Below are 13,768 nucleotides of genomic sequence, written 5' to 3'. Positions count from 1 at the left end.
GAGGCCTACATAAAATGTCAAAGACGTTCAAATCGTTGGTTTGGGTTTCCGTTTTGCTTGCCCTCTCGGAGACCGCCTTTGCATTCACATCGATATCGGTAGTTCCTGGCGACACTTCCACGTTGTATCGAGCGAGCAATTTCGACACGCAGGCAGCAGCGGACAAGGCGGCCTTATCCGGCTGCCATGCTGCGGCGCGGAGTGGCAGTCACGCTAAAAGCGCTAAAAAGTGCGCCGTCGTGGACCGGGGGCGGGGACCTGGGTATGGCGCGCTCGTTTGCGCTGATGAAGGGTGTGCGTGGAGAACCGGCTACGAATCTGCGCAAGCGGCCGCTGACGCCGCGTACGAGGTATGCAGCGCAAATTACAAGAACTGCCAACAGACGAACATTGATTCCTGGCTAGACACTGCGGGTTTCGCTCGCGAGGCAGCGGTACAACCCCAGATGCAGCGGCCGCCGTCTATGAGCGATATCTACCGGGCGCGCTGGTGCGCACAGCAGAATGTGCCTCCGTCGCAATGCGGTCAATAATTGAGGCGGGCCTACCCGCTCATTGCGAAAGCTAAACCATGTTCGACATTATTTTTGGAGCGGCGCACGCCATCTACATCGCAGGTGCGCTCGTCGGCAGCGTCATCCTGTGGCCGGACCAAACCTACCCGCTTCATAAGGCCCCCGAGGAGCGGGAAATGGTGGAAGTCGTTGGCTTTCACCCGCAGTGGTATAAAGCGGACTCGAAGTGCCATTACACCGGCCTCATTGTTCCGTACGTGCGCGACTGGCCCGAAACCGTGCGCCGCGGCCAGGAGGACGAAGTCCTTCCGCCGGACCTCGAGCACACGGCCGGACACGCTGTCATCCTAGACAAGAAGACGTGTCCGGGGAAGGCAGAGGAAAGCGTGTTCCTCGTCGATGCGGTGGAACGCAATTTCGGCTTTCTGGGTGGCGGGACCGATTTTCACTTCGACGACCCCGACACCATCAAGCCCGAATACAAGCCGAAGTGGCTGCCGCAAGTAATGCGACGCATCGAGCGCGTGGCCGAACACGACGCGCATGCCAAGGAGCTTCTTGAGGCAATAACCGTGCTCGAGAAGAACCGCGCGGCCAAAGCCGAGGCTGTAGCCACGGCATCTAATGCTATCGCCGTTGACGTCGGCGCGGCGCCACCGGCAAGTGCGTCGGTGTCAGCCAGCGAACCGGTCATCCCGACCGCTAAGACCGACTGACTGTAGTCAGCGGAGCACACTCTGAAAGTCCGCCGCTCGACCGGAGCCATGCCACATTTCGACCGGGTTAGCGATGGCGGCAGCACTGAATGCGCCCGCCGCTGTCCGCACACGATGCCTGTCGACGACAGTGCATCCGTCGCATTGGTCGCTGGCCGTGTTCTCGGGCGAGCCCTCGCGTGTTCTAGTTCCTGCGAGCGACAGGCAAAGAAAGAACTATGCTGATAGCGTCAGGTGTCTGGGAGACGAGGCATGGTACGGGTGAAAGCGATGTCCGTTCGCGAATTGCCGGGAATCCTAAAACCCGGGGTGTCAGTCGACGTTGAGGATATGGACCCGTGGCGCGACTTGAGGTGAGGCTATCGACGACCACCTGCGGCGGTCTACGCTTATTTCGGTGATTCGGGCGTGGCGGCGGAGCCGACTCCTAAAATCCACCCTTCGACGAGAGCCACGGCCCGCTCCGAGTCGGTCAGCGGCGGGCGCAGCGCCGGCCGAAGACTCTCTCCCGAGTCCGCCAGCTGTAGCCAGTTAGCGATTGTGTACGCGTCGTACTGGTCGGCGGTCATGTTCTCTGGAATCACATGCCCGCGTCTCCACATCGACGGATAAGCCTCGACGATTGCGGAGCGACCTAGCGGAATCTCCCATCCGTCGAACGGCCAGAAATGAACCTTGTCTCCGATTTGACGGTGCAGGTAGAGCAGCCATGGAAGACCAGAGTGAGTCGACTTGGCAACCGTTCCTTGCACGTCAAAGTGAAAGACGGATTTCGCCCCGCATCGCTCCTCCGCAAGGCGTCGCCAGCGCGGGCTTCCCTGCCGCGCGCTGCCATTTCCGGCGAGCCCGTCCCGCACAAAATCGACGTAGACATGGTCTCTGTCCGTCGGCCAGTGCGCCTGGAAATCCTCAAGAAACGCATACCAGTCCGGTGCGAGATGATGGACTTCGAAGTAGCGAAGCGGAAAGGAAAAGCTGTGGTCGATACCGACGATGGTCGGGATGTCCTCCTTCAGAAGGTCGGCGAGCCAGATGGCTACGCCACGCCGGCTCCAGTATTTGCGTGGGCTGGGCGGCGGTAGAACCTCCACCGGCGCCTCGCCTGCGGTCTGCGCGACATACACCCTCAGGCCCTTCAGACCGTCAGTCGGGGTTCGCGCGCCGGAATAGTCAATTCCTACGTAGCGATGAAAAGCAGCTGGCATCTCACGCTGGTTCTGATGGCGGCTGTCTTGTCAGCCAGGTAGGTGGAGTCGGGGCCTTCAACTGCGGCCCCGCCGGATGCGGAGAACGATTGTAGCGCCAGGGACGGTTCACCGGCATATCAGCATGACCATGACCGCGGCTCAAGCGCTGCTGCAAGGACCGAGACGGTCCCGCCGAACCCAATCGCGACCCGGTCGATATTCTTCTGCGATGAGGCGAATCGGAAAAGCCATTCGGCGAGTGGGGCGGGCCGTTTCATGTTGTACCTCGTTCAGTCCCGGTGATGGTCGGAATGCTGGTTCCATGGCTGTCTCCGCCTCAGTGCTTTTGGGCAATTCGTCATCGGTAAATCCCTGGTAGTTCTTCAACGGTCGTGGCGAGTACCTTCTTTGCCTGTTACAGAACTCGGTGATGGACCAGCGCTACTTGCGCCCGGCCAGGAAATCGAGCCAATCCCACGAGTACGCGCAATCCATTGGCTGCGGGTCCTCTTCAATGAGCGGGCGCGTAGAAAACTCGATGCGCTTCCTGAACAGGCTCGCCGCTGGCTCGGGTATTTCGCGGAGGCGCACATACGAGGTTCTGCCGGCATGGTGGATGGGAACGTTCAGTGGTTGAGGGCGTGGGGGCAACTCCTCTCGCCCGGTCAACGCGACGGCAATCGCTCGGGCCACCAAATCCCAGATGGTTGACGAGAGCCGTGGATAGGTGCGGAGGGTTGCAGCACCGATGTCTCCTAGCGCGTCTTCCTGCAACTCGACTCGGTAGTCCGCTGCCGTGCCGCTCTCTACCCGGCCAATCTTTGCGGTCGCCAGCACGCGACGACCACTTTCGCGCCCACCGGGTAGCAGTTCCACGGTTACTCTCAACATTGACGGTGCCTTTTGCATTGCTGTGGATTGAGAAGTTCGCGGAAGAACTCGGTCTGACGCACGTTGCGAGTACCATTTCGCGCACCAGGATTAGCTAAGTGTTGCGGTCCGAATGCAGTCGACCGGCCACTCCCGGATGCGTTGCTGGGCGCTTTCGTCGCCGATGCCGCGTCCGGAATGTCCAAGGCGATGAGCGCGTTGTCCACAGGCGAAACCAGCATGGCTAGCCCGAGACCTTGCAGTATCTGGAATAGCGGCTCTGTTCCAATCGATTTTCCGCTTTCGAGGTGAGACAGTACGGCGGCCGAGACATCCAACACAGATACGAGCCGGCCCTTACCAGCCGAGCAGAGTTCGTAGACGTCGCATCAGCCATGCGAGCTCGTCTGGCGATACCCATCCCTTGCGCGCGACCGCTACGCGCGCACGCTCGAGCGTCTGCTCCGGCGGATACTCCGGATGTTTCGCCGCGTCCTTTCGGGCGACAGGGACGAGCTGGTCAGCCAGGTCTTCGCAGATGAGCCAGCGCTCGTGGCGCTCCTCGCGTGTCTGGCCGGCAACGTAACGTCCCCCGGTCAGCGCGACGCAGATTTTCGGCTGCCCGCCCGGAACTACGGCGGGCATCGACTCGCGGGGGAATCCTTCTGGCACGTCACTCGTTTCCATCACGCTCGCCCGTCAGAAATGATGAGCCGGTTTGCTTCGCGACTGCTGTTCCGTCACTTCGTTGACGTTCAGGGACGACCCAAACTCCAGGTAATGCCGCGGCGGAAACCTCAAGGTCGATGTCGAGCGGGTAGTGCCTAAGTAGGCATACCGCGACTGATTGGACGAGGCCACGGATAGTTACGTCGTCGGCAGACGCGAGCATTTGCAAAAACTGGCGCGTCTCGATGACAGATTTCGTGCGTTCATATGGGGTTGTCATCTGCTACTCCTCCGAGGAGCTGCACGGTGACGTCCGAGAATGATTTCACCTCGTTCACTTCGCACCAGCGTTGCCAAACATAGTCGGCGTTGCCCGACCGCCCGGGATTGCCAACGAGCTGATAGACGCGGCCCGACAACGTCTGGCCGCGCAAGTTCTCGTGGTCAAACGCGACAATTGAAGAGCTGACGCGCCCGCTGAGGTCCCGCTCATCAACCCCAACGAAATGCCTCGTGCCTTCATTAATTTCGAGAACTCTCCATCTGGCGATGGAAACCTCGGGCTCAGCGGCTACGCAAGCGATGCTCCAGAGGGCCATGATTACCTCCTCGATGCAAGTCACCGTCGCCTTCCGGCATCGAAAGGCGGTGCGCCGAACTGATGGCGTCGTGGGCACGATGAGTTTGTCCGCACGGCGAGTCGGCGAACTTGGGTTCGGCACGCCGACTTTGGCGGCGCCTTCACGCGAACCTGGGAAGCAAGGTGGTTGGTATTTGACTTTTCCCTCGCCTCTGCCGCGTGTATTTCTACACGCGGAAATCCATGTCCCGACTATAGTTCATCGGCTCGAAAGCGCAAGGGAAAAGGAAGTCACCGCCCTGACCAAACGCGCGCTCCATGAAGCGCGACGTCGTATAAGTCAGCAGGGTTGAGAAAAAAATGGACGCCTTCGAAGTGGCAAACAGTCGCGCATTGAAAGAAGAGCGTGGCAGCGAACGTCCCTTCGTCTAGCTGTCTCGAGAGGGTCGTCGGCTCAATGCCAACTCCAATCTCCTCCAGACGGCCACAGAGCTTTCTGTCGTCTAGCCACGGAGACAACGCCAGCTCTCGCCGTATCAGCCTTGAGGCGCGGCGGTCCCAAGACAACTTTCCGCTGAAGGTCGGAGACCAGTGCGGTGGGTACTCTGAGCGAGAAGCGGCCAATGCTTCCAGGAAGAACGAGAAGCGAAACGTCCCGCGCTGAACCTTTCCCTCGACGGACCGAGACGATTCCTCGATTCCCTCGCGGGTCAACGCATCCGCCAGCTGCGCGTAGCTAACATCAGAGCGGGTCATGGCAACACGAATCGCTCGTGACGTCAGGTGCGCCCACATAGCATCGACACTGTCAACGATTTTTCCTTGCATTTGCGTCGCCATGTACTAACTTAACGTGTAGAAACACACGCGGCACTCCTCAAAAACCAAATACGAAAGGCTTGGAGTGCCCAGCGCAATGACCGCGTGTTGACAGCTACCGCCCACTACATAGCTCGAGCGGACTTCAAACTCTCGGTCCACGGATTTACATTTCCGTTATGAACTCCGTCCTCTACCTGGGTCTGGAGGGACTGCTGATTCCCTGGCACGCGTCGGGCCCGGCTTTGTCCGACAAGCGCGAGTGCATATCTGCTGTTACAGACCTCTCCAGCACTATCGTGGATGCTGTACTAAAGCATCCCGACATATCCATCGTGCTTAACAGTTGGTGGGTCGCCGCGTACGGCTACCGGAGATTACTTTACGCACTGCCCGACGAAATAGCTAGGAGAACGGTCGGCTCCACAACCCGCGGTAATCGCATGCATCGAAGCCATGGACAGTCTCTAACGCGCGCAGACACGCTTCGCTCAGACATTGCGCGACGAAATCCCGCGCGCCTGACAATTCTTGATGCCTACCGTAGCGCTGTCCCGTTCGAGTACCTCCCGCGAGCGCTCACGCTTCCGAGTGGGTCATCCTTTAACGTTAAGACGTTCTGTTCCCGGCTAGACGAACTTCTCACTGCAGATTCGTAGCGCGACAGACGTATTGCACTCAACGGAGCCAACGATGGACATCTACCTGAACTTCGACGGAGTCTTGCACCCAGACCAGGTTTTCTATGAAGACGGATGCATTCCCTCGCTGTTGGCGCCAGGGCACAACGCTTTCGAATTTGCGGAACTATTAGCGATGACTCTGGAAGGATACGAAGACGTCGTGATAATCCTCAACACCTGGTGGACCTTCTACCTGGGTCCCGATGCCTGCAAAGACCTCCTGCCAGCCGCGCTCGCCGCACGAGTCGGCGGGAGCACAATCCAGTACATTGACACATACGACCGCATGCCGATTCGGCTCAGGGAAGCCGAATGCCACATCGCTCGGCGGCGCTCCCGGCGGTGGCTGGTCCTCGACCATAGTAATGCACGCTATCGCCGAGATTTTCTCCCTCAACTTCTGCTTCTCGACCCTTCCGAGGGTTTAGGCAATCGGTCGGCCCGGAGAAGCCTTGAGAGGCGACTGCGGCTACTTGAAGGGAACGAACACCCCCGCCCAATTAATCAACCGTCCTGATTATACAGACTAGAAAATTCTGCGTTTCGGCCATCATCTTTCGAGGTTGAACGAAGGGGTAGCCAGACTTGCTATTCGCAGGAAAACACTTATACGGAGGCATATTTCGCTTTTTACGCTATACGTACACGTATTCTTCGCCTGCGCCTGAGAAGCTTGTGAATGTCCGTGCAGCAAAGCTTAATTTCGCAAAAAATCTCTTCTCTTGCGACGGGCCTCGACATACAATTTTGCATCACCCAATGGAAGCCAAGGAGGTTGCCCGACGCGCAAATCGCAGAGTAAAAAAAGCCCGATGGGTGACGCGGCCAGCCTAGCTTCTTTTCTGTCGTACCAAAAAGAAGGGGCCGCTAAGCCCAAGCGAACTTGAACCGCGGCCCCGGTGTACTCCCAATGAGAGTGCACGGCTTGCACTCGTGATGCTCTCACGGGGGTTACCGGGTGTCAAGGCTTCTCACGTCCGTAACAAACGTGGAATCGACAGCAAATGAGCCCGAACTTCGAACATCTTCGCCCAAATCCGCCTAACTCCGGCGGACCGAGAGTACCGACAGTCCACCAGCATCGGTCCCGACAACGGCGGACATCCCACCCCATTTTCCCGCAACCGCCTCAGCGCTGTTCTCGTAGCCCCCTCTCCCGTCCGTTTGGCCCCTTCAGTAGCCCTCCTCTACCCCTCAACGCGCCTGGCAGACCCGGCTATCAGAACGTCTGGAGCACCTGCCGACCGTTGCTAATCAATTAGCGCGGAGTAAGACGGACTCCTGATTTCGCCGCCGACATCGGTTGCCGGCGAGCGTCGTCGCACGTATATCGCAACCAGTTTCCAGACTGGCGCGAGGGGTCCGGTCGCACCTTCACTTTTGACTTTCGAGGAAATTCATGAAGATGCAAGTCAGCGAATCCAACTTCGGCAGTGAACTGTCAGACCTCATCGTTCGGCTCGACAATTTCCCGAAGCTAACCGCACCGTGTAGTGGCAACACTTCATCCAACGCTTCGCAACCCGCGAAGACCAGACGGGTACTTACTCTAACGGCGTCCAAGCAAGCCAGCGTTGCTCAAAGCAAAGACCGTCGGCCAGAGCACTGTCCGGACAGCATCCGTCGGCTGTGTTCCCCAACCCTGCCGGGCAAACCTTTCGCCGCACCGGCTGCGCAGAAGACGAGTATCCGCTCGCCGCACGAGGACACTGAACGACAGGGGGCTGCGCAGCTTCTGGTCGCCCAAGACGGAACCGTGTTTGAGCTGGACGTGGTGAGCGTTGAAGTCGCTCGTCAATCAGGATGGAGACTCGATGGCGACCTTGTTAAGACCTGGTCAGAGGTCTTTAGTACCGTTAGCAAATTTCGACTCGTCTCATCCCAGCAGCAATTCCAACGGCTTCGCCACCGCCTTTCCTCCATGCGGCGCAAGGATGTGGAGTGCGCCATCAACGCGTGGCTCGTCTCGTCGCTTGCGGCGCAGAAGATAAGCCGGAAGACCGCACTGCAGATAAAGCTCATCACCAAGATACTGGACGACTGGGAGCAATTGCGTGTACGTCTGCGCCCTTCTCAAATTGAAGCGACTTCGGACCGGTCCCCGAACAGCACGCGTTTCAAACGCTGTCAGGAAGCGGAAATCCGCGGCACTGAGAGTTACCGAGAGGCCCAAAAGAGGCTGCAACAGCTTTGGTTTCCGATGCCTCCCTCGTGCAGTGACCTAATTCAGGCCAGGAGCTAACCATGCCTATCTATATTCCGACCACCATCCCCATCGATTCCGAATGGAAGCGGATGGAAAACCGTTGGTCTCTCGATAGTCCCATCGGGACCGCGCTACCGCCATATACGGACGCAGAGTTGCGCCAAGAATTTGAACGATGGGGAACGCCTGTCGAGGGACAGGAATACATCTGGGATACTCGCGCGAATTCCCCCTCCAGAAAGGTGAAGTCTCGCGTTGGGAATGTCGTCTCTCATTACAGTTCGCGAAAGATGCGCAGACGCATGGCGACGGAAAGTCGGAAGCCCGAGTATGGCGCCGTCGTCCGTTACGACTTCGACGGGACGACCCGCGAGTTCTACTGCCAGCCGCCGCAGGTCAGGTTGAGCGTCGAAACCGAGCGGAAGCTGTCCGATGGCAACTTCACTGTATACCAGGCGCCTACACCCTATACGCCCGACATCCTTCGAATCACTCCCTACGGTGTCTACGTGGACGAATGGAAGAGCGAGAGAGACCTTGAGAAACTTGCCGAGAGGTACCCACGGCGATTCTTCAAGGACGATGACGGGACATGGCGATGCCCCGAACGTGAAAAATTCTTTGGCGAAATGGGGTTCACGTTTTGCCTTCGCTCAGGAAGCGAGAACGGCGCCATCTTCGTGACTAATCTCGAATTCCTAGAGGATTTTCTGAGCGACAGATGCACACAATTAGGCGACAGCGCATGGCAGGCAATTGAGCGGATAACCCGCGATTCCTGCCCCATGACGTTGGGCCTGCTACTGACACACGCATATCCGGAGCAGACGCCGTGGAACGAAACGCTCCTCGTCGAAACCCCGCCGAATGCGTTCCTTGTCGACGATGTGTACAAGGCGATTGCAGACCAACGTCTGTTTGTCGACCTTGAGTATGACGACCTGAGCGAGCCACAAGACGTCGTATTGTGTAACTCCCGCGCGCAGCTCGACGCACTTCAGTTCAATCGGCCTGTCCCCAAAGCTGTCAGCGACAAGATTGCGTTCGATGTCGAGATAGGAACCGAGTTCATGCTCGACGGCCGCCCCGAGGTGTATGAGGTGTCGCTCGTCAACGCGAACACCGTCCATTACTTTGACCAACAGTCGCGCAACGGCGGTCTCATGCCCGTAGCGGAATTCGAGCGGGCGACATTCCGACGCGAAATCATTCTGCTTTCCTCGCTGCCGTCGACCGACGAGCGTCTATCGCAAATTGACGGGTTGACCGACTATCAAATCGTCGAGGGAAAGAACCGCTTCCTCATGGTTCGGGAACTTGAGGCTGGCAAGCGGGTCCGGTGCAACCTCTCAACCAGGCAAATTCAGCGGATACGCAAGGCGGTGCGGGCGGCCGGTGAATCATTGCCCGCGCGACGAAGAGCTGCCACGCCGAAACGTCGAAGTGGTGGGCGGTGTCAGGTGACCGAAAGTCAGCTAGAGATGATTCGCACGGCAACGGAATGGGGCAACAATCCGACGAACCCTGGAGGGCGGGCGTCATACCGGAAATATCGGGAGCTGAGTCTCTCGGCCAAGGCGGACCTAGTCTCACGAAAGACGTTTTATGAGCGAAGGAAAAGATACATCGACATCAAGGCACGCCAGGGCGGGAGAGTCACTTACAACGAGGAACCTGCGACGTGGTATCTCCATCTCGAGGACAAGATAAACGGCGGTCGCCCGTTCCATCGCGTTCACATTGACCACACAAAGCTGGATGTTTTCATTGCGATTCGAGGCAAAGGCGGGAGAATTTTCAGAAAGCGGCCATGGCTCACTCTCATCATGGACGCTGAGACCCGAGCGGTCCTCGGCTTCTATCTGTCGATTCATGCACCGAGTACAGTCAGTTGCATGATGGCGATTCGCGCGATGGTGAGGATATTCCGGCGCACGCCGTCAGTCATCGTCGTCGACAACGGGAAGGAGTTTCACTCCGCAGCGTTCGATAGACTTTGCGACCTCTTGTACATCACGCTGCAGTTCCGCCCGGCGCACGAGTCCCGTTTCGGCGGCGTCATGGAGCGACTGTTCGGCACGACCAATACCGAACTCATCCACAACCTGGTCGGTAACACGAAGGCGCTGCGCAACGTTCGAACGGTAACCCGGTCAGTCGACCCGATTCGGGCAGACCTGTTGAGCTTCGCTCAGTTGCACGGACTCCTGGATGAATATTTCTACCGGGACTACAACCTTCGGGTTCACCCCGCGCATGACCACGCCCCTATCGAATACATGAATCTTCGATTCGCGGTTACCGGTCGCCGTTTGGCACGATTGACGCCGTACGATTCGTATTTCTACATCCTGACATGTATCCCGCCGTCAAAGGGGACAACGCGAAAGCTCGACAAGCAGATGGGTGTGTTGATTTCGCACATCTGGTATTGGGCCGATGAGTTTGCCGACAAAGAAGTGCGGCCGCAGAACCTTGAAGTCCTCGTGGATATGTGGGACGTGAGCATCGTCTACGCGCTCCTCAACGGCAAGTGGGTTCGGTGCCAGTCGAAGCTGCTCATGAAGTACCGCAAGCTCACATACGTGGAGTGGGGGTACGTCATGTACGAGGTCCGGATGCGGATGCGTGGTGAACCCGAGGAGAACCTCGAGAATGTGCTATACGCCGTCATCAGCGACCACGCGCTTCCTGATGCAGCTTCTCTCACCGCTGCAACACGCCAGGTCTATGGCCAAACGCTTCTCGTCGGCGACGCAACCCCCGGCGCAAATGCAGCGGGCATCGACTTACCCATCATCACGCCTGCGGAACCCGGACCACCGGATGACGACAGCGTCATGCGCATCCCTGTGACGAAGCTTGCCCGGGGACGCCTCAAGATGAACTACGACAGCCTTCCTACATCTCGCCCCGTCTAACCAAAGAGGTGCATATGAACTCAATCAGCTTTGAACAAGCGTTGCACGGAAGCCCCGACGACAAAGGTGCGCACCTCAGAAGTCTGCGCTTTATGCATCGAAATCTGGAGAAGGTGATAGATGAGATTAAACGACGCATGCTTCCTGGCGCGGGCCTCTCTCTCACCATCGTAGCTGGCCCATCCGGCGTGGGTAAGTCCACGTTCGCTGCTCTACAGGCGGAGGCATTGCTCAAACTTTACGAGGTTGAAATTCGTGAAAATCCCGGCGTTATTCCGGTCGTCCTGAGCGAAATCGACGCCGCGGACGGCAAGGAATTCAACTGGAAGCTGTTCTATCAACATCTGTCCGAGGACCTTCAGTTGTTGACTCCGGAACATCGAGGTGTCGGCGAAATCAACGAAAGCACTTACAGGGTCCGGAATCTGCGGCTGCGATTCGAGAAGGGGATGCGCTTCCGAAACGTTCGGCATCTGATATTGGACGAGGCTGTGCATTTCACCGACTCCAAGACCGAGCCGCTTCAATACGGGAACCTGCTCAAGTCTCTCGCGAATCGCAGCGGCATGAACGTGCTTCTGGTGGGCGCCTACGGGTCGGAGAAACTTGTTCATGCCAGCGGACAAATCGCGCGCCGCATCGGCGTGGTTCATTTCGAGAGGTATCGCGACAATCAGGAAGACTTCGACGCTTTCACCCAGTTCATCAAGGAATTCGAAGAGCATATTCCCCTCCCGTTCAAGGTTGACCTCAAGAAGTACACGGAGCAACTCTTCTACGCCCATCTTGGTATGCCGGGCTATGCAGCAGGCGCGCTAATTGAGGCAGTCACCCGGTGTGCCTACGATGGCAGCCACTCGTGGAAAGATGAGTACGTCTGGGATGCTCTACCGAGCGCCGCTGAGTACGAGACCGTTGCGGCCGAGACATTGGCGGGCGAGGACAATATCCAGCCGTATCTTTCGATGTCGCAGCCCATTACTTACCCGTCTGCGGCGGAAATGCGCGTCCGCATTGGTGCCAAGAAGATTCGCGAGACGGCCAAATCGCGCGGCTTTGGCGAGGGCAGGCATCAGAAGAATCATGGCGAAAATCAAGGAGCGCTATGGCAATGACATCTCCGTTTCGCGGGAGGTTACCGGGCGGCTGGCCGGAGGACGCGCCGCCTCGGTCGATACTCGCTAGTCTTGCACCCTACGGGTGCTCGGGAGAAGACCGCGAGAGCCTCGGCAGCTACCTTAATCGTTTGTGCGACGCCCACGACATGACGCGCTGGTCACTCACCAACACAATCGTTGGACCGGCAGCAGAAGAACTTTTGCACGTGAGCGGCGCCAGGATGAGTCGGGACATCGGCCGGGCGGCATACAACCTCAATGTCTCGAGCCTGACGGAACAAGCGAATCACTGGGCTCAAACCCTGAACTACCTTACCCATCGCAACAACCTGCAGCTTTGTACCTTGTTGCCGCTCAAAAGCCTCGTGTCCGAATTTGTGCTGCTGTCTGAGAAGGAGCGCTTTTGCCCCGGTTGCCACGAAGATGACGCGCGGCTAGACCGCGACTGCTACGAGCGATTGTTATGGAGCATTGATGCGGCGAAGGCGTGCCCGTTGCATCAACTACAACTCGTCAGCCGACCTCAGGCGAAGCGACGCCGCACCTCGAAACGGGAGAACGGAAGCCTCTCTCACCAGGCTGCGGCACAGTACAAAATCGGAGATGCGCCAGTCCATATACCGGCATCGGACTTCGAGGTCGAAACCTCTCGCCTTATTGCGGAGCTGCTCGACGACGCCGTCTATTTTTCCAACGCAGGCTATTCGGCAACCGCTCAGTCTGTCTTTCTCACTCATGCAATTAATCTTTTATTCGATGGGAGGTCAGCGCGTTTCGCAGCTCATCTGGGTATCAGCAAATCCCAAGTCCACGGATGGGTGAAAGGTAGCGTGCAGATGAGCTTTCCGCGCCTAGTACAGACCGCATACTGCTGCGGCTGCGCCATCGCTGACATTCTGCTCGGAAACAGCGTGATGCTTTCGCTCCGACCCGCGCCGAGCGAGCAACGCCGTCGCTTGATTCAACGCGGGGGGACCGGGGCTCGGCGACCGAAGGAAGACTTGCGAGCAGAACTTGATGCATTGATTCGCAGCGGCCGCGCGATTAACGCAACCGAAGCGGCGCGAGCCGTTGGGATTTCGCTGAAATATCTGAAAAAGAATTTCCCTGAGCAACAGGAGTTTTTGGTCAGACACGGCCGCGAGCTGTCTGAGTCTCTCCGCCGGGAGGCGACAGAGACCTTCAACAACATGTATTTGAGTGAGCACAACGCGCTCCGCGCGGCGGGCGTGTACCCCTCACGAAGGCGGGTGGTCGCGCGTTTGCGGGGAAAAATCGGGCTCGGAGCACGACAGCGCGTACAAGAAGCCTACCTCGGAGCGTTCGCTGTGACAGGTGTGAAAATCGCGGGGTCAAGCAGAGGGAGGATGACGGCTCGTCTAGATTTGGGACGAGAAGGCCGAGGAGTCTAAATCTGGACTGCGTATGGTAGCCACAGGTGTCGTTTACGACATCTGTGGCGAAAACTCACACCGAACTTACCT

The 13,768-nt window shown here is 58.1% G+C and carries 13 protein-coding genes; 7 read left to right on the top strand and 6 right to left on the bottom strand.

The annotated features are described in order from the left end of the window. Positions 1-571: 571 nt before the first annotated feature. Positions 572-1,231, top strand: coding sequence for a hypothetical protein (locus tag F6X42_RS01460; protein ID WP_187632492.1), 660 nt, complete (start codon positions 572-574; stop codon positions 1,229-1,231). Between the two features lie 389 nt (positions 1,232-1,620). Here F6X42_RS01460 and F6X42_RS01455 read toward each other — a convergent pair whose 3' ends face one another. From F6X42_RS01455 to F6X42_RS43390, 6 genes are all read right to left on the bottom strand, one after another. After that, on the bottom strand, positions 1,621-2,436 hold the full coding sequence (locus tag F6X42_RS01455; protein WP_187632491.1) for a hypothetical protein: 816 nt from the start codon (positions 2,434-2,436) through the stop codon (positions 1,621-1,623). Between the two features lie 423 nt (positions 2,437-2,859). Beyond that, positions 2,860-3,294, bottom strand: coding sequence for a hypothetical protein (locus F6X42_RS01450; RefSeq protein WP_312892377.1), 435 nt, complete (start codon positions 3,292-3,294; stop codon positions 2,860-2,862). A gap of 351 nt (positions 3,295-3,645) precedes the next feature. Then, positions 3,646-3,933: a hypothetical protein gene (locus F6X42_RS01445; protein ID WP_246529907.1), complete on the bottom strand. Its 288-nt coding sequence runs from the start codon at positions 3,931-3,933 to the stop codon at positions 3,646-3,648. A 28-nt stretch (positions 3,934-3,961) separates the two neighbouring features. Continuing rightward, positions 3,962-4,237 carry a BPSL0761 family protein gene (locus F6X42_RS01440; RefSeq protein WP_187632488.1) on the bottom strand — a complete coding sequence of 92 codons (276 nt, stop codon included), beginning with the start codon at positions 4,235-4,237 and terminating at the stop codon, positions 3,962-3,964. Then, a complete protein-coding gene (locus F6X42_RS01435) occupies positions 4,221-4,556 on the bottom strand; it encodes a hypothetical protein (protein ID WP_187632487.1) in 336 nt (111 codons plus the stop codon). The genes F6X42_RS01440 and F6X42_RS01435 overlap by 17 nt, the downstream gene beginning before the upstream one ends. Before the next feature lie 272 nt (positions 4,557-4,828). Continuing rightward, positions 4,829-5,332 carry a DUF6471 domain-containing protein gene (locus F6X42_RS43390; RefSeq protein ID WP_281393905.1) on the bottom strand — a complete coding sequence of 168 codons (504 nt, stop codon included), beginning with the start codon at positions 5,330-5,332 and terminating at the stop codon, positions 4,829-4,831. Positions 5,333-5,535: 203 nt separating this feature from the next. Between F6X42_RS43390 and F6X42_RS45805 the strand changes: the two genes are divergently transcribed. From F6X42_RS45805 to F6X42_RS01410, 6 genes are all read left to right on the top strand, one after another. After that, positions 5,536-6,015 (top strand): HAD domain-containing protein, encoded by a 480-nt coding sequence (locus F6X42_RS45805; RefSeq protein ID WP_222945436.1) that lies wholly within the window; start codon positions 5,536-5,538, stop codon positions 6,013-6,015. A 34-nt stretch (positions 6,016-6,049) separates the two neighbouring features. Next, complete coding sequence (locus tag F6X42_RS01430) at positions 6,050-6,556, top strand: HAD domain-containing protein (protein ID WP_187632486.1); 507 nt, start codon at positions 6,050-6,052, stop codon at positions 6,554-6,556. Between the two features lie 882 nt (positions 6,557-7,438). Continuing rightward, the gene (locus F6X42_RS01425) at positions 7,439-8,281 is read left to right on the top strand and encodes a hypothetical protein (RefSeq protein WP_187632485.1); all 843 of its coding nucleotides are present in this window, start codon (positions 7,439-7,441) and stop codon (positions 8,279-8,281) included. Positions 8,282-8,283: 2 nt separating this feature from the next. Next, positions 8,284-11,166: a TnsB C-terminal domain-containing protein gene (locus F6X42_RS01420; RefSeq protein WP_187632484.1), complete on the top strand. Its 2,883-nt coding sequence runs from the start codon at positions 8,284-8,286 to the stop codon at positions 11,164-11,166. Positions 11,167-11,180: 14 nt separating this feature from the next. Beyond that, positions 11,181-12,281 carry an ATP-binding protein gene (locus F6X42_RS01415; RefSeq protein WP_187632483.1) on the top strand — a complete coding sequence of 367 codons (1,101 nt, stop codon included), beginning with the start codon at positions 11,181-11,183 and terminating at the stop codon, positions 12,279-12,281. After that, positions 12,278-13,696, top strand: coding sequence for a TniQ family protein (locus F6X42_RS01410; protein WP_187632482.1), 1,419 nt, complete (start codon positions 12,278-12,280; stop codon positions 13,694-13,696). The genes F6X42_RS01415 and F6X42_RS01410 overlap by 4 nt, the downstream gene beginning before the upstream one ends. Positions 13,697-13,768 lie beyond the last annotated feature (72 nt).

Origin of the sequence: Paraburkholderia podalyriae (genome assembly GCF_014397785.1) — a bacterium.
Taxonomy (GTDB): domain Bacteria; phylum Pseudomonadota; class Gammaproteobacteria; order Burkholderiales; family Burkholderiaceae; genus Paraburkholderia; species Paraburkholderia podalyriae.
The sequence above is the reverse complement of the archived record's forward strand: the minus strand, read 5'-3'. Positions and strand labels throughout refer to the sequence as shown.

Excerpts from the sequence above, each read along its gene's own strand:
- F6X42_RS01430 (WP_187632486.1), top strand. The coding sequence starts at position 6,050 with ATGGACATCTACCTGAACTTCGACGGAGTCTTGCACCCAGACCAGGTT.
- F6X42_RS01425 (WP_187632485.1), top strand. The coding sequence starts at position 7,439 with ATGAAGATGCAAGTCAGCGAATCCAACTTCGGCAGTGAACTGTCAGAC.
- F6X42_RS01455 (WP_187632491.1), bottom strand. The coding sequence starts at position 2,436 with ATGCCAGCTGCTTTTCATCGCTACGTAGGAATTGACTATTCCGGCGCG.
- F6X42_RS01415 (WP_187632483.1), top strand. The coding sequence starts at position 11,181 with ATGAACTCAATCAGCTTTGAACAAGCGTTGCACGGAAGCCCCGACGAC.
- F6X42_RS01420 (WP_187632484.1), top strand. The coding sequence starts at position 8,284 with ATGCCTATCTATATTCCGACCACCATCCCCATCGATTCCGAATGGAAG.
- F6X42_RS43390 (WP_281393905.1), bottom strand. The coding sequence starts at position 5,332 with ATGTGGGCGCACCTGACGTCACGAGCGATTCGTGTTGCCATGACCCGC.
- F6X42_RS01460 (WP_187632492.1), top strand. The coding sequence starts at position 572 with ATGTTCGACATTATTTTTGGAGCGGCGCACGCCATCTACATCGCAGGT.
- F6X42_RS01440 (WP_187632488.1), bottom strand. The coding sequence starts at position 4,237 with ATGACAACCCCATATGAACGCACGAAATCTGTCATCGAGACGCGCCAG.
- F6X42_RS01410 (WP_187632482.1), top strand. The coding sequence starts at position 12,278 with ATGACATCTCCGTTTCGCGGGAGGTTACCGGGCGGCTGGCCGGAGGAC.
- F6X42_RS45805 (WP_222945436.1), top strand. The coding sequence starts at position 5,536 with ATGAACTCCGTCCTCTACCTGGGTCTGGAGGGACTGCTGATTCCCTGG.
- F6X42_RS01435 (WP_187632487.1), bottom strand. The coding sequence starts at position 4,556 with ATGGCCCTCTGGAGCATCGCTTGCGTAGCCGCTGAGCCCGAGGTTTCC.
- F6X42_RS01445 (WP_246529907.1), bottom strand. The coding sequence starts at position 3,933 with ATGCCCGCCGTAGTTCCGGGCGGGCAGCCGAAAATCTGCGTCGCGCTG.